The organism is Rhizobium johnstonii 3841, assembly GCF_000009265.1.
Taxonomy (GTDB): Bacteria; Pseudomonadota; Alphaproteobacteria; order Rhizobiales; family Rhizobiaceae; genus Rhizobium; species Rhizobium acaciae.
Window position 1 is genome coordinate 302,396 of the sequence record NC_008381.1, and the last position, 19,540, is coordinate 321,935.

18 protein-coding genes and 1 pseudogene are annotated in these 19,540 nt (G+C 63.0%); 13 read left to right on the forward strand and 6 right to left on the reverse strand.

Annotation, left to right across the window (positions count from 1 at the left end):
• The first annotated feature begins 223 nt into the window (after positions 1 to 223).
• The 3 genes from RL_RS28850 (at position 224) to RL_RS28855 (ending at position 2,630) form a co-directional block, all read left to right on the forward strand.
• Entirely contained in the window at positions 224 to 706 is a 483-nt protein-coding gene (locus RL_RS28850; protein WP_011654319.1) for a CBS domain-containing protein, read from the forward strand.
• A gap of 97 nt (positions 707 to 803) precedes the next feature.
• On the forward strand, positions 804 to 980 hold the full coding sequence (locus RL_RS40290) for a hypothetical protein (protein WP_165424025.1): 177 nt from the start codon (positions 804 to 806) through the stop codon (positions 978 to 980).
• A 195-nt stretch (positions 981 to 1,175) separates the two neighbouring features.
• Positions 1,176 to 2,630 (forward strand): efflux transporter outer membrane subunit, encoded by a 1,455-nt coding sequence (locus RL_RS28855; RefSeq protein ID WP_011654320.1) that lies wholly within the window; start codon positions 1,176 to 1,178, stop codon positions 2,628 to 2,630.
• A 34-nt stretch (positions 2,631 to 2,664) separates the two neighbouring features.
• On the opposite strand, the gene RL_RS28860 is transcribed toward RL_RS28855, so the two are convergent.
• Genes RL_RS28860 through RL_RS28880 form a run of 5 tightly spaced genes read right to left on the reverse strand, consistent with a single transcriptional unit; the run spans position 2,665 to position 8,576 of the window.
• Positions 2,665 to 3,501 (reverse strand): HpcH/HpaI aldolase/citrate lyase family protein, encoded by an 837-nt coding sequence (locus tag RL_RS28860; RefSeq protein ID WP_011654321.1) that lies wholly within the window; start codon positions 3,499 to 3,501, stop codon positions 2,665 to 2,667.
• On the reverse strand, positions 3,498 to 3,950 hold the full coding sequence (locus tag RL_RS28865) for a MaoC family dehydratase (RefSeq protein ID WP_011654322.1): 453 nt from the start codon (positions 3,948 to 3,950) through the stop codon (positions 3,498 to 3,500). Before RL_RS28865 ends, RL_RS28860 begins: the two co-directional genes overlap by 4 nt.
• A complete protein-coding gene (locus RL_RS28870) occupies positions 3,950 to 5,815 on the reverse strand; it encodes an acetyl/propionyl/methylcrotonyl-CoA carboxylase subunit alpha (RefSeq protein ID WP_041936827.1) in 1,866 nt (621 codons plus the stop codon). Before RL_RS28870 ends, RL_RS28865 begins: the two co-directional genes overlap by 1 nt.
• Positions 5,816 to 5,823: 8 nt before the next feature.
• Entirely contained in the window at positions 5,824 to 7,434 is a 1,611-nt protein-coding gene (locus RL_RS28875) for a carboxyl transferase domain-containing protein (protein WP_011654324.1), read from the reverse strand.
• Entirely contained in the window at positions 7,431 to 8,576 is a 1,146-nt protein-coding gene (locus RL_RS28880) for an isovaleryl-CoA dehydrogenase (protein WP_011654325.1), read from the reverse strand. The genes RL_RS28875 and RL_RS28880 overlap by 4 nt, the downstream gene beginning before the upstream one ends.
• Positions 8,577 to 8,743: 167 nt before the next feature.
• Here RL_RS28880 and RL_RS28885 point away from each other — a divergent pair, with 167 nt between their 5' ends.
• Complete coding sequence (locus RL_RS28885; RefSeq protein ID WP_011654326.1) at positions 8,744 to 9,004, forward strand: type II toxin-antitoxin system Phd/YefM family antitoxin; 261 nt, start codon at positions 8,744 to 8,746, stop codon at positions 9,002 to 9,004.
• On the forward strand, positions 8,994 to 9,413 hold the full coding sequence (locus RL_RS28890; protein ID WP_011654327.1) for a hypothetical protein: 420 nt from the start codon (positions 8,994 to 8,996) through the stop codon (positions 9,411 to 9,413). The genes RL_RS28885 and RL_RS28890 overlap by 11 nt, the downstream gene beginning before the upstream one ends.
• Here RL_RS28890 and RL_RS28895 read toward each other — a convergent pair.
• On the reverse strand, positions 9,387 to 10,472 hold the full coding sequence (locus RL_RS28895) for an AraC family transcriptional regulator (RefSeq protein ID WP_011654328.1): 1,086 nt from the start codon (positions 10,470 to 10,472) through the stop codon (positions 9,387 to 9,389). The two genes, RL_RS28890 and RL_RS28895, sit on opposite strands and share 27 nt — an antisense overlap.
• A gap of 82 nt (positions 10,473 to 10,554) precedes the next feature.
• On the opposite strand from RL_RS28895, the gene RL_RS28900 reads away from it, so the two are divergent.
• The 8 genes and pseudogenes from RL_RS28900 to RL_RS38480 form a co-directional block, all read left to right on the forward strand.
• Positions 10,555 to 11,322, forward strand: coding sequence for a 3-hydroxyacyl-CoA dehydrogenase (locus RL_RS28900; protein ID WP_011654329.1), 768 nt, complete (start codon positions 10,555 to 10,557; stop codon positions 11,320 to 11,322).
• A gap of 23 nt (positions 11,323 to 11,345) precedes the next feature.
• On the forward strand, positions 11,346 to 12,533 hold the full coding sequence (locus tag RL_RS28905) for an acetyl-CoA C-acyltransferase (RefSeq protein WP_011654330.1): 1,188 nt from the start codon (positions 11,346 to 11,348) through the stop codon (positions 12,531 to 12,533).
• A 16-nt stretch (positions 12,534 to 12,549) separates the two neighbouring features.
• Positions 12,550 to 13,677, forward strand: coding sequence for an acyl-CoA dehydrogenase family protein (locus RL_RS28910; protein WP_011654331.1), 1,128 nt, complete (start codon positions 12,550 to 12,552; stop codon positions 13,675 to 13,677).
• Positions 13,678 to 13,742: 65 nt separating this feature from the next.
• The gene (locus RL_RS28915) at positions 13,743 to 14,975 is read left to right on the forward strand and encodes a thiamine pyrophosphate-dependent enzyme (RefSeq protein ID WP_011654332.1); all 1,233 of its coding nucleotides are present in this window, start codon (positions 13,743 to 13,745) and stop codon (positions 14,973 to 14,975) included.
• 1 nt (position 14,976) lies between these two features.
• Positions 14,977 to 15,990 (forward strand): alpha-ketoacid dehydrogenase subunit beta, encoded by a 1,014-nt coding sequence (locus RL_RS28920; protein WP_011654333.1) that lies wholly within the window; start codon positions 14,977 to 14,979, stop codon positions 15,988 to 15,990.
• A 3-nt stretch (positions 15,991 to 15,993) separates the two neighbouring features.
• Positions 15,994 to 17,223: a dihydrolipoamide acetyltransferase family protein gene (locus RL_RS28925; RefSeq protein WP_011654334.1), complete on the forward strand. Its 1,230-nt coding sequence runs from the start codon at positions 15,994 to 15,996 to the stop codon at positions 17,221 to 17,223.
• A 5-nt stretch (positions 17,224 to 17,228) separates the two neighbouring features.
• Complete coding sequence (lpdA, locus tag RL_RS28930) at positions 17,229 to 18,626, forward strand: dihydrolipoyl dehydrogenase (protein ID WP_011654335.1); 1,398 nt, start codon at positions 17,229 to 17,231, stop codon at positions 18,624 to 18,626.
• Positions 18,627 to 18,807: 181 nt separating this feature from the next.
• Positions 18,808 to 19,107, forward strand: a pseudogene (locus RL_RS38480) (IS6 family transposase); the annotation flags it as partial.
• Between the last annotated feature and the right edge of the window lie 433 nt (positions 19,108 to 19,540).

Consider the following 19,540-nt stretch of genomic DNA (forward strand, 5'->3'; position numbering starts at 1 on the left):
ACGGGCGCGAGGGAGGCGGGCGCCGAAGCTTTGCTTTTGAAACTTCGCGCCGGATGTTCCGCGTCACCGGCATGGGTGCGTTTGCAATCATCATTGACAACATCACCATCGGGGCGCGACGGTCGCGAAGGGCGGCAACCGCGCCATCGCACATTGCGGTAGGTCAAGGCGGCCGCCAAGCCGGTCCGGTATCGTGCATGCTCTTCTAGCTGGAGCCTTACACATGACGATCCCCGCCAAGTCGATGATGACAACGGATTTAGTTACGGTGTCGCCTGAGGCCACCGTGGCCGAGGCCGCCCGGTGCATGCTTATCCATCACGTCACCGCCGTACCGGTGGTGGACGCCGATAACCGGCCGCTTGGATTGGTCAGCGAAGGCGACGTGATGCGCCACTTCGGCTCGCAGTTTCAAAGTGAGCGGGCGCAATGGCTACGCATGCTGGCGGAAGGCGAGACGCTCGCCCCGGAGTTCCTCGCCGAAATCCGCCTCAACCAGCAGCACGTCCGCGAGATTATGCACACGGCCATCATCTCCGCTGGTGAGGAAGCCTCGCTTGCGGAGTTGGCTGATCTGATGCTGAAACATGGGATCAAGCGCGTCCCTATCCTGCGTGACGGCGTGTTGGTTGGCATCGTCAGCCGCGCCGACGTGGTTCGGGCCGTCGTCGAAAAACTGGACGATTTGCTTGAGCCGACGGACTAGCACCGGAAGCTGGTCGGCCGGACCCCATCATCCACCAGCGCAGCGGCCGGTCGGCGACCAACAGCAGCGGCACGACAAAAATCAGCGGGGCGTAGGGGTGGCACGCCTTGATGCCTCTCATGTTGAGCAGCATCTGCATTGTCGATTTGAGGCGATAGTTCGCTGGTGGAAGGCGGGCAGCGCCCTGGAGCCGCTCGACGATCTGACCGACGAGGAGATCGCGACTAAGCTGCCGGTGCATCTTCGCTATCTTCCCGACGCGCTCGCGGCATGAATGAGAAAATGGCGATGCCTTCCTTCCATCCGGACTCGATGCAGCTCTTCCTCGTTGAGGACGAGGCCGCGCAGCTCTGCTGAACCGAGATGTGCGACGAGACCCGGATTTTACCCAACTTTACAGTGTCTTTACAGCCATTAACGTTGGCGCCGCTAAGCCTGAACCTACGATCCCGGTTCAGAAAGCTCGCCAGTGAGTCCGTCGCTCTGCACGAAAACATCATCGCTCCGCTACGCCGCATCGGCGATCACGCTTCTGCTTGCGGGCTGCGTCAGCGGCCCGGATCACGCTCCCCCACAGATGCCGCTTCCTGCCAAATTCCAAGAGGGCGGGAGCAAGAGCAACGGCGATGTGGTGGCGGCGCAGTGGTGGACGGCCTATCGGGACAAACAGCTCGACGGCCTGGTGGCTCATGGCCTCAGCGAGAACCTTGATGTCCTGCAGGCGCTCGAGCGCATCAATTCGGCTTCCGCCAATGTTACGGTTGCCGGTGCCGGTGGCCTGCCGAGCCTCGATGTCGGCGCATCACACACCGTGTACGGTGAGAAGGGTTCGCAGCGTACGACCATCGGCACCAAGAACACGACAGGCGGCGAGGCCAGCCTTTCCTGGCTGCTCGACTTCTTCGGCCAGTACCGTCGCTCCAAGGAGAGTGCAATCGCCTCGCTTGGGGCCGCCTATGCAACGGCCGACGATGCCAAGCTCACCTTTCTGAAGGACCTCGTCTCCAGTTATGTCGACGCCCGCTATTATCAGCAGCGCATCGCGCTTTCGCAGGCGAACTTGAAATCCCGTCAGGAGACCTACGAACTCACGCAACTGCAGCTCAAGGCAGGTGCGGCCTCTCGCCTTGACGTCGTTCAGGCCGAAGGCCTTGTTCAGTCGACGAAGGCCGACATCCCTGGTCTCGAACAGAGCTTCACCGTTTCGGCTCACCACATCGCCTTGCTGCTCGGGATGCCGGCGGCCTCGTTGATGAATGAGCTGCAGAGGAGTACAGGCCAGCCGGTCTTCCGCGGCGACATTCGAGCCGGCATTCCGGCCGACCTCATCCGCAACCGTCCCGATATCCGCAAGGCAGAACGCGACCTGGCGGCGGCCGTCGCCGATATCGGTGCTGCCGAAGCCCAGCTTTATCCATCGATCTCGCTCTCCGGTTCGATCTCGCCGAGCTGGGTCAAATCATCGGGCGCCAGCGGCGGAACCATGACCAGTTGGTCGTTCGGACCGACGCTCAACCTGCCGATCTTCGACGGCGGCAAATTGCGGGCGAATGTCGATATCGAAAAATCCGATGCCAAGGCCCAATATCTCGCCTGGAAAGAGGCGGTGCTGAACGGGGTCGAAGAAGTGGAAAACGCGCTGTCGGCGGTTCGCCGCGACACGCAGACACTGGCGCCGCTGCGCAGGCAAGTGCAGACGGCTGAGGAATCACTCGCGCTTTCAACGACAAGCTATAAAGACGGCGCCTCGTCGCTGCTTGACGTCCTGGACGCTCAACGTTCGGTCTCCGATGCCCAGGCAAGCCTTGCAGCCACCGTGCAGGAGGTTGCCAAGGACTATGTGGATCTCTACGTCGCCATCGGCGCCGGCTACCTGACAGAACAAGGGCAGAATGCTCCGGAGCGAATGGCGAAGTCAGACTAATTGGCCGAAGACAGTCAAGCGAGCGGCTCGCGGCCTATCGGCCTGATATCTCCAGGATGCGGAGGGCAAGCTTGAGATGCGGCAAGTCCAGCATGCGTCCGTCAAGCTGAATGACGCCCGCGTCCGGCCTGGCGGCAAAGGCGGCGGCGACTTTCTCTGCCCAGGCGACCTCGGATGCGTCCGGCGTGAAGGCGTGATTGATCACTTCGACCTGGCTCGGATGGATGGCCATCATGCCGGAAAAGCCGTCGCGCCGGGCTCGGCCGACATAGGCCCTGAGACCGTTGAGATCGTGGAAATCGGGATAGACGGTGTCGATTGCCGGAACGGCGGCGGCATGGGCGCCAAACAGCGTGAGCGAGCGGGCAAGCTCGTAAGGCGGCGTGTAGCGGCCATCCGTTCTGCGCGCGGTCGTAGCCCCCATCGCGGCAGGCAGATCCTCAGCACCCCAGGTCAGGCCACAGAGGCTGGTCGAGACATCCCGGTAGCTGCCGATCTCGAAGATCGCCGATGGCGTTTCGGTTGCGATCGGCAAGATGGGAATTGCGGATGCAAGAGAGCCTGCGAGCTTCAGCACCGAAGCGGCACCCTCGGCCTTCGGCAGCACGATCGCAAAAGGATGAAGGCCGCTCAAAGCGGCAAGGTCGCTTTCGAATTCTGGCGAGGCGAGGGGATTGATGCGGATCAGGAGAGGGGTCTCGCCGGCATGATGCAAGATGAACTCGTGCACGCTCTCGCGCGCTTTCGGCTTGTTTAAGGGCGCAACCGAATCTTCCAGGTCGAGAATGACGGCATCGGCGCCTGAGGCGAGCGCTTTTTCGAAACGCTCCGGCCGGTCACCGGGTATGAAGAGCAGCGAGCGCAGCCTCATGACGGCTTCACCTTCAGCATCGCCGTGCGCAGGCACTGGCAGACGATCTCGCCGCGCTGGTTGAGGGTGATGTGCCGGAAGGTGACGATGCCGGCATCGGGCCGGGAGTTCGAGCGACGCAGCTCCATCACCTCCGTTTCCACCCGCAGCGTATCGCCGATGAAGACCGGCTTTGGCATCGTCACCTTGTCATAGCCGAGATTGGCGACGAGCGTACCGAGCGTGGTGTCGCCGACCGAAAGGCCGACCGTGAGCGCAAAGGTGAAGGTGCCGTTGACGACGATCCGGCCGAATTCGGTGCCGGCCGCATAGTCGGCATCGAGATGCAGCGGCTGCGGATTGTGGGAAAGCGTCGTGAACAGCAGATTGTCGGTCTCGGTGACCGTGCGGCGGATGTCGTGGGCGATGCGGTCGCCGACCGTCCACTCGTCGAAATAACGGCCAGCCATTAAACCTCCTCCTTCACAATGCTGACGACCAGCTGGTTTTCCGAGACCCTGATCCCCGAGGAAACCTGCAGCTTTTCGACGATGCCGTCGAAGGGTGCGCGTAAAGAATGTTCCATCTTCATCGCTTCAACCGTCAGCAGACGGTCCCCCTTGGCGACACGATCGCCGTCGGCGACATCCACCGAAATGACGAGGCCGGGCATGGGCGAAAGGATCGCGCCATCGCCGGCACCCTGACTTGCCTCGACTTCGCTCGCCACGGGCAGGCTGATCGGCCAGGCACTGCCGGCGTCGAAAAGCACCGTGGTTTCACCGATCGCGACGGTATTTGCCTCAAGCTCCGGACGTGATTGCCCCCAATGGAGGTGATCGCCGATCCGGATGCGCACCCTCTTGTCATCCGCGCCGGAGATGCGGAATCCGGTCAACGCGGTCCAGGGATCACTATCCGTGTTCTTTAAAAGCGCCGTCGCCGCGCTATCGATTGCGCTTTCGCTCGGCTCCGTCGCCACAAGCCTGTCGTCATGACGGTCGAGAAAGCCGGTATCGATCCGAGCTGCGCGAAAATCCGGATCGACGGCGATGCGGGCAAGCAGGCCGGCATTGGATTTGACCGGCCAGATCTCAATGCCGGCGCAGGCGGCTGCGAGCTTCGAAAGTGCGGCTTCGCGGTTCGGCCCATGGGTGACGATCTTGGCAATCATCGGGTCATAGAAGGCGGTGATGTCATCCCCTTGATCGACGCCGCTATCGACGCGGATTGTGTCAGGTAGGCGCAGATGGTCGAGCCGGCCTGTCGAGGGCAGATAGCCGGCGGCAGGATTTTCGGCATAGAGCCGGGCTTCGAAGGCCCAGCCGTTCATGGCGATCTCGTCCTGCATTTTTGGCAGCGGTTCGCCGCTAGCGACCTTCAACTGCCAGAGCACCAGATCCTCGCCAGTAATTGCCTCGGTGACCGGGTGTTCCACCTGCAGGCGGGTGTTCATCTCCATAAACCAGATGCGATCTTCGCGAAGGCCTTCCGAGGCATCGGCGATGAATTCGACGGTGCCGGCGCCGACGTAGTTGACCGCTCTTGCGGCTTTTACCGCCGCATCGCAGATCACTGCCCGGGTAGCGGCTTCGAGGCCGGGGGCAGGGGCCTCCTCGATGACCTTCTGGTGACGGCGCTGCAGCGAACAATCACGTTCGAAGAGATGAACGCAATTGCCGAACATGTCGGCGAAAACCTGCACCTCGATATGGCGCGGATTGGCGATATAACGTTCGATCAGAACGCGGTCGTCGCCGAAGGCGGCCGCCGCTTCACGGCGGCAGGAGGCGAGAAGTTCGGCGAAATCCTGCGGGCGATCGACGCGGCGCATGCCCTTGCCGCCGCCGCCGGCGACCGCCTTGATAAGCACGGGATAACCGATGTTTTCTGCCTCGGCCGCCAGCCTCTCTTCGCTCTGGTCCGCGCCCATATAGCCGGGCGTCACGGGCACGCCTGATGCCTGCATCAATTCCTTCGCCGCGTCCTTGAGGCCCATCGCCCGGATGGCAGCGGGGGGCGCGCCGACCCAGATGATGCCTGCCTTCTCCACTGCCTCGGCAAAGTCGGCATTTTCCGAGAGGAAGCCGTATCCGGGATGGATCGCAGCGGCGCCGCTCTTGCGGGCGGCTTCGAGGATGCGGGTTTGAGAGAGATAGCTCTCGCGCGCCGGCGCCGGGCCGATGGCAATCGCCTCGTCCGCCTCCCTGACGAAGGGCAGGCCGGCATCGGCTTCGGAATAGACGGCGATGGTGCGGATGCCGAGCATCTTGGCCGAGCGGATGATGCGGCGGGCGATTTCGCCCCTGTTGGCAATGAGAAGGCTTTCCATCATACCGCGCCTCACATCCTGAACAGGCCGAAGCGCGGCCCTTTCGGGATCGGCGCATTCAGGCAGGCGGAAAAGGCAAGGCCCAGCACATCCCGGGTCTGGCGCGGATCGATGATGCCGTCGTCCCAGAGGCGAGCCGTTGCATAATAGGGATTGCCCTCGGCCTCGTAGCCGGCGCGGATCGGCGCCTTGAAGGCTTCCTCCTCTTCAATAGGCCAATTCTCACCGCGCGCCTCCATGGAGTCTCGGCGTATGGTGGCGAGCACCGAGGCCGCCTGTTCGCCACCCATCACGCTGATGCGGCTGTTCGGCCAGGTGAAGAGGAAGCGCGGGCGATAGGCGCGGCCGCACATGCCGTAATTGCCGGCGCCGAAGCTGCCGCCGATGATGACGGTGACCTTCGGCACGGTGGCGGTTGCCACCGCCGTCACCAGCTTTGCCCCATCCTTGGCGATACCGCCGGCCTCATAGCGGCCGCCGACCATGAAACCGGAAATGTTCTGCAGAAACAGCAAAGGGACGCGGCGCTGGCAGGCAAGCTCGATGAAATGCGCCCCCTTCAGCGCACTTTCGGAAAACAGCACGCCGTTATTGGCGATGACGGCAACGGGCATGCCCCAGATGCGGGCGAAGCCGCAGACCAGCGTGGTGCCGTAGAGCGGCTTGAACTCATGCAGTTCGGAGCCATCGACGATCCGGCCGATGACCTCGCGCACATCATAGGGCGAGCGCACATCCTCCGGGATGAGGCCGCAGAGATCCTCGGCATCGAGTTTCGGCGGCCGTGGCGGCTGAAGGTCGATATCGACTGATTTCACGCTGTTGAGAGTGGCTGCGATATCGCGCACGAGCAGCAGCGCATGTTCGTCGTTCTCGGCGACATGATCGACGACGCCGGAGCGGCGGCCATGGGTTTCGGCGCCGCCGAGCTCTTCGGCCGAAATGATCTCGCCGGTCGCGGCCTTCACCAGCGGCGGGCCGGCGAGGAAGATCGTGCCCTGGTTGCGCACGATGACCGTTTCGTCGGACATGGCAGGCACATAGGCGCCGCCTGCAGTGCAGCTTCCCATGACGCAGGCGATCTGCGGAATGCCTTCGGCCGACATCTGCGCCTGATTGTAGAAGATTGCACCGAAATGGTCGCGGTCGGGAAAAACTTCGGCTTGATGCGGAAGGTTGGCGCCACCGCTATCGACCAGATAGAGGCAAGGCAACCTGTTCTGCATGGCGATCTCCTGCGCCCGCAGATGCTTCTTCACCGTCATCGGGAAATAGGCGCCGCCCTTCACCGTCGCGTCATTGGCGACGATCATCACCTCGCGGCCGGCAACGCGGCCGATGCCGGTAATGATGCCGGCGCCCGGCGCCTCGTCATCATACATGCCGTTGGCGGCCAGCGTGCCGATCTCCAGGAACGGGCTGCCGGCATCGATGAGCAGCTGGATACGATCGCGAGGCAGGAGCTTGCCCTTGCCGGTATGGCGCTCGCGCGCTGTTTGCGATCCGCCCTCGCGGGCTTTCGCCGAACGATTGTGGAGCTCGTCAATCAGGGCTTTGTTCTTGCTGGCATTGGCCTTGAAGCTGTCGCCGTCGCGGTCGATCGCAGTCGAAATCACCGTCATGATGCGATGAGCTCCCGGCCGATCAGGTAGCGGCGGATCTCATTGGTGCCGGCGCCGATATCGTAAAGCTTGGCGTCGCGCAAAAAGCGCTCGACCGGCCATTCCTTGGTATAGCCGGCGCCGCCGAGCGCCTGGATCGCCTCCAGCGACACTTTCACGGCATTCTCGCTGGCAAAGAGGATCGCAGCAGCTGCATCCGTGCGCGTCGCGCGGCCGGCATCGCAGGCGCGGGCGACGGAATAAACATAGGCGCGCGCCGAATTCAGCGCCACATACATGTCGGCGATCTTGCCCTGCATCAGCTGGAAATCGCCGATCGCTTTGCCGAATTGCTTGCGATCGCGCACATAGGGCAGCACGACATCGAGGCAGGCTTGCATGATGCCGAGCGGCCCGCCGGCAAGCACGGCACGCTCATAATCGAGGCCAGACATCAGGATCTTCACGCCTTCTCCCTCCCGGCCCATCAGCGCCTCGGCCGGCACCTCGCAATCCTCGAACACCAGTTCGGCCGTATCGCTGCCGCGCATGCCGAGTTTGGAGAGCTTTTTCGAGACGCTGAAACCGGGCAGGCCCTTTTCGATGATGAAGGCGGAAATGCCTTTGGGGCCGGCTGCGGGATCGGTCTTGGCATAGACAACAAGCACATCGGCATGCGGCGCGTTGGTGATCCAGAACTTGGTGCCGTTCAGAATATAGCGGTCGCCTTTTTTCTCGGCACGCAACCGCATGGAGACAACATCGGAACCGGCGCCGACTTCCGACATGGCGAGTGAACCGACATGTTCGCCGGAGATCAGCTTCGGCAGATGGCGGCGCTTCTGCTCCGGTGAGGCCCAGCGGCGGATCTGGTTGACGCAGAGATTGGAATGGGCGCCGTAACTCAAGCCGACGGAGGCCGAGGCGCGCGAAACTTCCTCCATGGCGACGACATGATCGAGATAACCGAGACCCGCGCCGCCGAATTCTTCCTCGACGGTGATCCCATGCAGGCCGAGCGCACCCATCTCGGGCCAGAGCTGGCGTGGAAACGTGTTGCTTTCGTCGATCTCCGCAGCCAGTGGAGCAATATGATCGGCGGCAAACCGGGCCGTCGTTTCACGGATCGCGTCCGCGGTTTCGCCGAGCGAAAAATCAAACATGGCACTCCTCCCGGTGAAATATGTAGCGCGGGTTGCGGCGGGGTCAAAGTGCCCTTGAATGATGCGGGTGGAGAGCGTTGCGAATTCTTGTCGAGGGCGCGTGAGCGTCATTTTCTTGAAAATATGTAAAATATGGAATATATGGAAATTAAACCGGAGAGATAATCATGCGACAGTTCACGACAGGTGATCTCAATAAACAGATTGGTGATGTCACCGATGTTGCGAGTCGCGAGCCTGTTATTCTCACCCGCCACAACAAGCCACGTTTCGTGCTGATGAGCTATGAGCACTATCAGCGGATGCGCAGCGGCGGGGACCCGCGTCGTGCCCATCACATTTCGGAGATGCCGGACGAGCATGCCGAATTGTTCGACGAGGCGATTGAGCGGCTGGCGCGCGGTGAAAGCTACGACGATGAACCATGAGTTTCGTCCTGGCGAGGTGATAACCTATCCCTATCTCTGGGCATGGCAACAGCAGCGTGGTGAGACCCAGGGGCGCAAACAGCGCCCAGTCTGTGTCGTCATCGCGATCCGCAGTACGAGCGATGGAAACACCCATCTCGTCCTTCTGGCAATCACCACACAGCCGCCGGAGGTGGGAAGGGTTGCCCTGGAAATTCCCGATATCGAACGCCGGCGCGCCGGTCTCGGTGATCTCAAACAGAGTTGGATCGTCGTCGACGAATACAATTACGATATCGTCGAGCGATCCTGGTACATCGAGCCTCATCAGACGGTTCTTGGTCGCTTCAGCAAGTCCTTCATGATGAAGATTGCCGCCATGTTCGCGAAAGCGCGTGGCCAGTCAGGGCGGGTCAACCGATTCGATTGACATGCCCTCGATTTCCGCTCCGTCTCGGCGAAAGACCTCGGGGCTCTTGCCCATCCATTTCCGGAACGCCCGAAAGAAGGCGCTCGGCTCGGAATAGCCGAGCTGCACGGCAATCTCACCGATGGTCATCGACGTGTTCAGCAGCAGTTCGACGGCGAGGTCGCGACGGATGTCGTCCTTGATGGCGGCATAGCTTTGCCCCTCGTCGTGCAGGCGGTGGCGGAGCGTGGAGGGCGGCATGCGCATATCGGCGGCAAGCTCGGCGAAGCTCGACCAGGCAGCCGGCGTGGCCAGATTCAGTCGCCTTCGAACGGCGGCGGCGATGCCGGCATCGTAGCGGTAGCGCACCAGAATATTGGCGGGCGCGCCGCGCAGGAACTGTTTGAGCGCTTGTTCGCTGCGCGCCACCGGCAGGTCGAGCAAGGCACTGTCGAAGCCGAGCCGGCTGATGGCTTGCGAGAAACGCACCGGGGCGCCGAAGAAGAGCCGGTAGTCGGCCCCTTGTTTGGGTTCCGCGCAGCGGAAATCGACGAGCCGGATCGGAATGCGCCGGCCGACCAGCCAGCAGATGATGCCGTGCAGGATGATCCAATAGGTGCGGTAGGCGAAGGCCGAACGCGGACCGCCGGCGTCGCTGAGTTCGATCTCGGCCAGACCGTCGCGGATGACGAGCCGTCCCCGGGGATCTTCGAGCACGACATCGAGGAAGCGCAGCGCCCGGCGGAGCGCCTGACCCAGCGTCGGCGCATGCAGCACACAGTGGCAGAGCAGCGTGAAGCTGCCGCTGCGCATCGGCCGTGCGCCCATGCCGAAGAATTCATCGTCGAGCTCGGCGGCGATCGCCAGCCAGAGCGCGCCATAGGTTTCTGCCGAAACCGGCTGATCGACCGGAGATGCCAGGCCGACGCGGGCAAGGATCGGCGCCGTCGGCTTGCCGAGCCGTCGCAGGCTGTCGAGTGCCTCCTCCACGAAGCCCGGCGCGATCATGCGTCGTTCGATCTCGGCCATTCTATCCTCGCTATGGCAAAACTGGCCGAAATTATGGAGCAGTTCTGTCATCGCTTGCAATAGGTGGAGCGAATAGAATCGTATCCGTCGGTTGCGCTTGGAGGGGGCGCGGTCGGCAGGGAGGAAGAGATTTATGCTGATCCGTGGAGCAAGTTTCATCGTGACCGGCGGCGGCTCCGGCTTGGGTGCGGCAACAGTGCGCGCGCTTGTGGAGGCCGGCGGGCGCGTGACGATCGCCGATCTCAATATGCAAGCGGGCGAAGAAATCGCCCGGGAATTCGGAAGCGATGCCCGCTTCGTCAAGGCCGATGTAACCGATGGCGAGGAGGGGGCGGCGGCGGTTGCCGCTGCCGTCGAAGCCTTCGGCAGCCTGCGCGGTTTGGTGAGTTGCGCGGGCGTGGCGCCGGCCGAAAAGGTGATCGGCCGCGACGGGCCGCATCGGCTGGAGAGTTTTGCGCGCACGGTCGGCATCAATCTCATCGGCACGTTCAACATGATCCGGCTGGCCGCCGCAGCGATCCAGACTACCGAGCCGGATGCGGAAGGCGAACGCGGCGTCATCGTCAATACGGCCTCGGCTGCAGCCTTCGACGGCCAGATCGGCCAGGCAGCCTATGCCGCCTCCAAGGGCGGGGTGGCGGCGATGACCTTGCCGATCGCCCGCGAGCTTGCACGTCACGGCATTCGCGTCGTGTCGATCGCGCCCGGCATTTTCGAGACACCGATGATGGCTGACATGCCAGCCGAGGTTCAGGCAGCACTCGGCAAGAGCGTGCCCTTTCCGCCGCGGCTCGGCCGGCCGGCGGAATTTGCCGGGCTGGTGCGTCATATCTTTGAAAACAACATGCTGAACGGCGAGGTCATCCGCCTCGACGGCGCATTGCGGATGGGCGCGCGCTGAGCGCGTTGCCCAGAGGAGGAAACATGACATTGCAGGATCCCATCGTCATCGTCGGTGCGGCGCGCACCCCAATTGGCAGCTTTCAGGGAGAGCTGAAGGAGGCGACAGCGCCGGAACTCGGAGCAACGGCGATCCGCGCGGCGCTGCAGCGGAGCGGCGTCGAGGCTGCGACGATCGAGGAGGTCGTCTTCGGCTGTGTACTGCCGGCAGGGCAGGGGCAAGCGCCGGCGCGCCAGGCGGCGATCCATGCCGGTCTGCCTTTCGCGACCGCGGCCAGCACCGTCAACAAGATGTGCGGCTCGGGCATGAAGGCGGTCATGATGGCGCATGACCTGATCGCCGCCGGCAGCGCCTCGGTGGCGGTCGCGGGCGGCATGGAAAGCATGACCAATGCGCCCTATCTCCTTGACAAGGCCCGTGGCGGCTACAGGCTCGGCCATGGGCGTGTCGTGGATCACATGTTCCTCGACGGGCTGGAGGATGCTTATGACAAGGGGCGCTTGATGGGCAGCTTCGCGGAGGATTGCGCCGAGGCCTATCAGTTCACGCGCGAGGCGCAGGATAGCTACGCCATCGCCTCGCTGGCGCGGGCGCAGAAGGCGATTGCCGAAGGCTGTTTCGACAGTGAGATCGCGGCGGTCACGGTGAAATCGAGCAAAGTCGAGCAGGTGGCGAGCCGCGACGAACAGCCCGGAAAAGCGAAGCTGGATAAGATCCCGACGCTGAAGCCCGCCTTCCGCGAGGGCGGCACGGTGACCGCCGCCAATTCCAGCTCGATTTCCGATGGCGCGGCAGCGCTGGTGCTGATGCGCCGCTCCGAGGCGGAGCATCGCGGCCTCAAGCCGCTTGCGACTATCCTCGGCCATGCCACGCATTCACAGGCGCCCAATCTTTTCGCCACGGCGCCGATCGGCGCGCTGCAGAAACTGTCCGATCGCACCGGCCTGCCGCTGTCGGAGGTCGATCTGTTCGAAATCAACGAGGCTTTCGCCGTCGTTGCCATGGCGGCGATGCGCGATCTCAACCTGCCGCATGAAAAAGTGAATGTGCATGGCGGCGCCTGCGCGCTCGGCCATCCGATCGGCGCCTCGGGGGCCCGCATCCTGGTGACGCTGCTTGCCGCACTGGAGCGATACGATCTGAAGCGCGGTATGGCCGCGCTCTGCATCGGTGGCGGCGAGGCGACGGCTGTCGCCATCGAGCGGCAATAGGAAAGGGAGAGAACAGGTGATCCTTTCCGACCTCCAGCAGCAGATCTCAGATCTCGCCCGCGACTTTGCCCGCGACCGGCTGGCACCGGGGGCGGCCAAACGCGACCGGGAGCATCTCTTCCCGCGCGAGGAATTGAAGGAAATGGGTGAACTCGGGCTGCTCGGCATGCTGGTGCCGGAAGCCTATGGCGGGTCGGATACCGGTGTGGTCGCCTATGCCGCCGCACTGGAGGAGATTGCCGCCGGCGACGGACCGTGTTCGACGATCATGAGCGTGCATAGTTCGGTCGGCTGTGTGCCGATCCTGAAATTCGGCACCGAGGAGCAGCGGCAGCGCTTCCTGCCGAAACTGGCCAGCGGCGAATGGATTGGCGGCTTTGCGCTGACCGAGCCGCAGGCCGGTTCCGATGCTTCCAACCTGAAGACCCGGGCGCGGCGTGACGGCGATTACTACGTGCTCGACGGCTCCAAGCAATTCATCACCTCGGGAAAGAACGGCGACGTCATCATCGTCTTTGCCGTCACCGATCCCGATGTCGGCAAGAAGGGTATCACCGCCTTCATCGTGCCGACCGATACGCCGGGCTACGAAGTGATCCGCGTCGAGGAAAAACTTGGGTTGCATTCCTCCGATACCTGCCAGATCGCCTTCAACAGCATGCGCATTCCGGCAGAACTCAGGCTCGGTGCGGAAGGCGAGGGCTATCGCATTGCGCTCGCCAATCTCGAGGGCGGGCGGATCGGCATTGCGGCGCAGGCGGTCGGCATGGCGCGGGCGGCCTTTGAGGCGGCGCGCGACTATGCCCGGGAACGCATCGCGTTTGGCAAGCCGATCGTCGAGCATCAGGCCGTTGCCTTCCGCCTTGCCGATATGGCGGTACGGATCGAGGCGGCGCGGCAGCTTGTTTTTCATGCCGCCTCGCTCAGGGAGGCTGGGCTGCCCTGCCTGTCGGAAGCCTCGATGGCGAAGCTCTTTGCCTCCGAGATGGCCGAGCGCGTCTGTTCCGACGCGATCCAGATCCACGGAGGCTATGGCTACATGGCTGATTATCCGGTCGAGCGCATCTACCGCGATGTGCGCATCTGCCAGATCTATGAAGGAACGAGTGACGTGCAGCGCATGGTGATCGCCCGCAATCTCTAAGCACCACATCCGGCCCTGCTTCCGGAGGAGGGGAGCAAGGCCGGCAAAGGGAGGAAAGAAAAAACATGGTGGATTCCGCTCGTTTGAGCCTGCATGTCCCCGAACCCGCCGTCCGCCCGGGCGGTCAGCCTGATTTTTCCAATGTCAAGATTGCCAAGGCCGGGTCGGTGCCGCGGCCGGAGGTGGATGTCGCATCCGAAGATATCCGTGACCTCGCCTATTCCATCATCCGCGTTTTGAACCGCGAGGGCGAGGCGGTCGGCCCCTGGGCCGGGTCGCTCTCCGACGAGGCGTTGCTGACCGGGCTTCGCGACATGATGAAGCTGCGTGCCTTCGACGCCCGCATGCTGATGGCGCAGCGGCAGGGCAAGACCTCCTTCTACATGCAGCATCTCGGCGAAGAAGCCGTCAGCTGCGCCTTCCGAAAGGCGCTCGAGAAGGGAGATATGAATTTCCCGACCTATCGCCAGGCCGGCCTGCTGATTGCCGACGACTATCCGATGGTCGAGATGATGAACCAGATCTACTCGAACGAGAGCGATCCGCTGCGCGGCCGGCAACTGCCGATCATGTATTCCTCCAAGGAGCACGGCTTCTTCACCATCTCGGGCAATCTCGCCACTCAATATGTGCAGGCTGTCGGCTGGGCGATGGCTTCGGCGATCAAGAACGACAGCCGCATTGCCGCCGCCTGGATCGGCGACGGATCGACGGCGGAATCGGATTTCCACTCGGCGCTCGTTTTCGCCTCGACCTACAAGGCGCCTGTTATTCTTAACATCGTCAACAATCAGTGGGCGATCTCCACCTTCCAGGGCATTGCCCGCGGTGGCTCCGGCACCTTCGCGGCTCGCGGCCTCGGCTTCGGCATTCCGGCGCTGCGTGTCGACGGAAACGACTATCTCGCCGTCCATGCCGTCGCCCACTGGGCGGCCGAGCGTGCGCGGCGCAATCTCGGCCCGACACTGATCGAATACGTGACCTATCGCGTCGGCGCGCATTCAACTTCCGACGATCCGAGCGCCTATCGGCCCAAGACGGAATCGGAGGCCTGGCCGCTCGGCGATCCCGTGCTGCGGCTGAAGAAACATCTGATCGTCAAGGGCGCATGGTCGGAGGAACGGCATGTGCAGGCCGAGGCCGAAATCATGGACGAGGTGATCGAGGCGCAGCGCCAGGCAGAGGCGCATGGCACGCTGCATGCCGGTGGCAGGCCTTCGGTGCGCGACATTTTCGAGGGCGTCTATGCCGAGATGCCGCCGCATATCCGCCGCCAGCGGCAGAAGGCGGGGTACTGATATGGCCAGAATGACGATGATCGAGGCCGTGCGCAGCGCCATGGACGTCTCGATGGCACGTGACGACAATGTCGTCGTTTTCGGCGAGGATGTCGGTTATTTCGGCGGCGTCTTTCGCAGCACACAGGGCCTGCAGGCAAAATACGGCAGAACGCGCTGCTTCGATACGCCGATCAGCGAATCCGGCATCGTCGGCACGGCGATCGGCATGGCGGCCTATGGGCTGAAACCCTGTGTCGAAATTCAGTTCGCCGATTACATGTATCCCGCCTATGACCAGCTGACGCAGGAGGCGGCGCGCATCCGCTACCGTTCCAACGGCGATTTCACCTGCCCGATCGTCGTGCGCATGCCGACCGGCGGCGGTATCTTCGGGGGCCAGACGCACAGCCAGAGCCCGGAGGCGCTTTTTACCCATGTCTGCGGGCTGAAGGTGATCGTGCCTTCCAATCCCTATGACGCCAAAGGCTTGCTGATCGCGGCGATCGAGGATCCCGACCCCGTCATGTTCCTGGAGCCGAAGCGCCTCTATAACGGCCCCTTCGACGGCCATCACGAGCGGCCGGTGACGCCCTGGTCGAAACATGACCTCGGGGAGGTGCCCGATGGCCATTACACCATCCCGATCGGCAAGGCCGAAGTGCGGCGCGCGGGATCGGCGGTGACGGTGATCGCCTACGGCACCATGGTGCATGTGGCGCTTGCCGCGGCCGAGGATGCCGGCATCGATGCCGAGGTGATCGATTTGAGAAGCCTGCTGCCGCTCGATCTCGATACCATCGTCAAATCGGTCTCGAAGACGGGACGCTGCGTCGTCGTGCATGAGGCAACCCTGACATCCGGCTTCGGCGCCGAGGTGGTGGCGCTGGTGCAGGAGCATTGCTTCTATCATCTCGAAGCGCCGGTGGTGCGCGTTGCCGGCTGGGACACGCCCTATCCGCATGCGCAGGAGTGGGACTATTTCCCCGGTCCCGGCCGTGTCGGGCGGGCGCTTGCCGAAGTCATGGAGGCCTGAGCCATGGGCGAATTCATCATCAAGATGCCCGATGTTGGGGAAGGGGTCGCCGAGGCCGAGATCGTAGAATGGCATGTGAAGACGGGAGATCCCGTCCGTGAGGACATGGTGATCGCCGCCGTCATGACCGACAAGGCCACTGTGGAAATTCCGTCTCCTGTCAATGGCACAGTCACCTGGCTTGCCGGCGAGGTCGGAGACCGTATCGCGGTCAAGGCTCCGCTGGTGCGGATCGAGACGGCGGGAGATGTCGACGAGGTTCAGCCCGTAGGGATTTCGCAGACGCCGATTGCCGAAACGCCCAAGGCCGAGATTGCAAAACCCGCTCCGGCAGCGCCAACTCCTGCGCCTGCGCCGGCGGAAAAGCCGCTTGCCGCTCCCTCCGTACGGCTCTTCGCCAGGGAGAGCGGTGTCGATCTCAGGCAGGTGCAGGCGACCGGACCGGCCGGGCGCATCCTGCGCGAGGATATCGAGCAATTCCTAGGCCATGGAACCGCGCCTGCAACGGCAAAGAACGGCTTTGCCAGGAAGACGGCGACCGAGGAGATCAAGCTGACCGGCCTGCGCCGCCGTATCGCCGAGAAGATGGTGCTCTCCACTTCGCGTATTCCCCACATCACCTATGTGGAGGAAGTGGATATGACCGCGCTCGAAGAGTTGCGCGCCACCATGAACGGCGATCGCAGGGCTGATCATCCGAAGCTGACGGTTCTGCCCTTCCTGATGCGGGCGCTGGTCAAGGCCATTTCCGAGCAGCCTGACGTCAACGCCACTTTCGACGACGATGCCGGCATCATCACGCGCTACAGTGCCGTGCATATCGGCATCGCCACGCAGACGCCGGCCGGTCTGACCGTTCCGGTGGTGCGGCATGCCGAAGCCCGCGGCATCTGGGATTGCGCCGCCGAGATGAACCGGCTGGCGGAAGCGGCGCGATCGGGTACTGCGACACGCGATGAGCTTTCCGGCTCCACCATCACCATCAGTTCGCTGGGCGCGCTTGGCGGCATCGTCTCGACACCCATCATCAATCGTCCCGAAGTGGCGATCATCGGCGTCAACAAGATCGCCACGCGACCGGTCTGGGACGGCGCGCAGTTCGTGCCGCGCAAGATGATGAACCTCTCCTCCAGCTTCGATCACCGCATCATCGACGGCTGGGATGCGGCAAACTTCGTGCAGCGCATCCGCACGCTCATCGAAACGCCTGCGCTCATTTTTATCGAAGGCTGAGATCCATGAAAGAGATCGTCTGCAAGCTCCTCGTCATCGGCGCCGGTCCGGGAGGTTATGTCTGCGCCATTCGCGCCGGGCAGCTCGGCGTCGATACTGTTATCGTCGAGGCCGGCAAGCCGGGCGGCACCTGCCTGACGGTCGGCTGCATTCCCTCCAAGGCGTTGATCCATGCGGCCGAGGAATTCGATGCGACGCAAAAGATGCTTGCCGGCAAAAACCCGATGGGCATTCGCGTCGAGGGCGCCTCGATCGATCTCGGCAGGACGATTGCCTGGAAGGACGGGATCGTCGGCCGCTTGACGAGCGGTGTTTCGGGGCTGCTGCAGAAGGCGCGGGTCAAGATCGTCCACGGCCGAGCCCATTTCCGCGACGGCAAGACGGTGGAGGTGGAGACGGAAACCGGCCAGCAGATCATCCGCGCCGAGACCGTGGTGATCGCCACCGGTTCGGATCCGGTGGAGCTTTCGAACCTGCCTTTCGGCGGCCGCGTGATTTCCTCGACGGAGGCGCTGTCGCTGACGGAGCTGCCGAAAAAACTCGTCGTGGTCGGCGGCGGTTATATCGGGCTGGAGCTCGGGACCGCCTTTTCCAAAATGGGGTCTGATGTGACGGTCGTCGAGGCGACGCCGCAGGTGCTGCCGCAATATGATGCCGAACTGGTGCGGCCCGTCATGCGCAAGCTGACTGAAGGCAGTATCCGGCTGTTGACAGGCGCGAAGGCGATCGGCCTTGCCGACAACGGGGAGGCTCTGATCGTAGAAGCGGCTGATGGCCGCCGCGAGAGCCTGCCGGCGGACCGCATCCTCGTCACCGTCGGCCGCCGTCCAAGAACCGCAGGATCCGGTCTCGAAGAGCTCGATCTCGATCGTGCCGGCCCTTATCTGAGGATCGACGACCGTTGCCGCACCTCGATGCGCGGCATCTATGCGATCGGCGATGTGACCGGCGAGCCGATGCTTGCCCATCGGGCCATGGCGCAAGGCGAGATGGTGGCGGAAATCATCGCCGGGAAGAAGCGGGCCTGGGACAAGCGATGCATCCCCGCCATCTGCTTCACCGACCCGGAGATCGTCAGCGCCGGCCTGTCGCCGGCCGACGCGAAGGCGCAAGGTTATGAAATCCGCACCGGCCAGTTTCCGTTCAGCGCCAACGGACGGGCAATGACGATGCTGTCCGAAGAAGGCTTCGTTCGCATCGTGGCCCGGGCCGATACCAATCTCGTGCTCGGCCTGCAGGCTGTAGGGGCGGGGGTCTCCGAGCTCTCGGCGGCTTTTGCGCTCGCCATCGAGATGGGCGCGCGCCTGGAAGACATCGCCGGCACCATCCATGCGCATCCGACCCGCAGCGAAGCGGTGATGGAGGCGGCGCTAAAGGCTTTGGGAAGCGCTCTGCATATCTGAGCCGGAGTCCTGTATGAAAGGTGGCAATCTCCGAAAAAATTGAGCAGGGAAACCGTCCCGCGATGATTATCGAATTTCTCGACGGTCTCCGTTCGTCCCAAGCAACAGACTGGCTAGTTTCGTTCAGTTCGGTGTTGTCACATAAACCTGCTGTCAGTGAGTGGGGTGTGGAGATGGTGGGATGAAGAATTCAGCCATCAGCTACAAGCGTCACCGTTTCCCGCAACAGATCATCGCGCACGCGGTGTGGCTGTATTTCAGATTTCCTTTGAGCCTGCGGCTGGTCGAGGAACTGCTGCTGGAGCGCGGCATCGTCGTTTCGTATGAAACGATCCGGCGATGGGGTCGGAAATTCGGACCGGCCTACGCGAAGCAAATCCGCCGCCGACGGCCGTCGGGCCGGGACGTCTGGCATCTGGACGAGGTGGTAGTTTCCATCGCCGGCCGCAAACACTGGCTCTGGCGTGCCGTTGACCAGGACATGACGAGATCGGGCAGGCGTTCAAGGCAGCGGGATTGGATGCCTATCTCGTTCATGTGCTGTCGCCGGGCGACCTCGACGCCATTGCCACGACAAGTGAGGCGGGAACGCGGATCGCCTATTCCGAGCAGCAACTGTCGGGCTGGATCTTGGCCGTTCAGGGCGTAGTCGCCTATCTCAAGGGGCAACCGCGCTCTGGCGGTAAGATCGGAATTTGGGAATTTCCCTTGGCGCGCAAATCGCCTCGGCCGCTTCGGTCGGGCGAAGCAATATAGACGCGCTGGTGCTAGTCGATGGCGCTCTGCCGAACGGCTATTCGCAGCCTGTCCGCTCGTTCCCGCCCCTCTTGCTGATCTGGGGAAGCCTCGACCGCACCTTTCCCGTGTCAATCAGCATCCAAAATTCACTCCAAGAATTTGTCCGCACCTCCCAA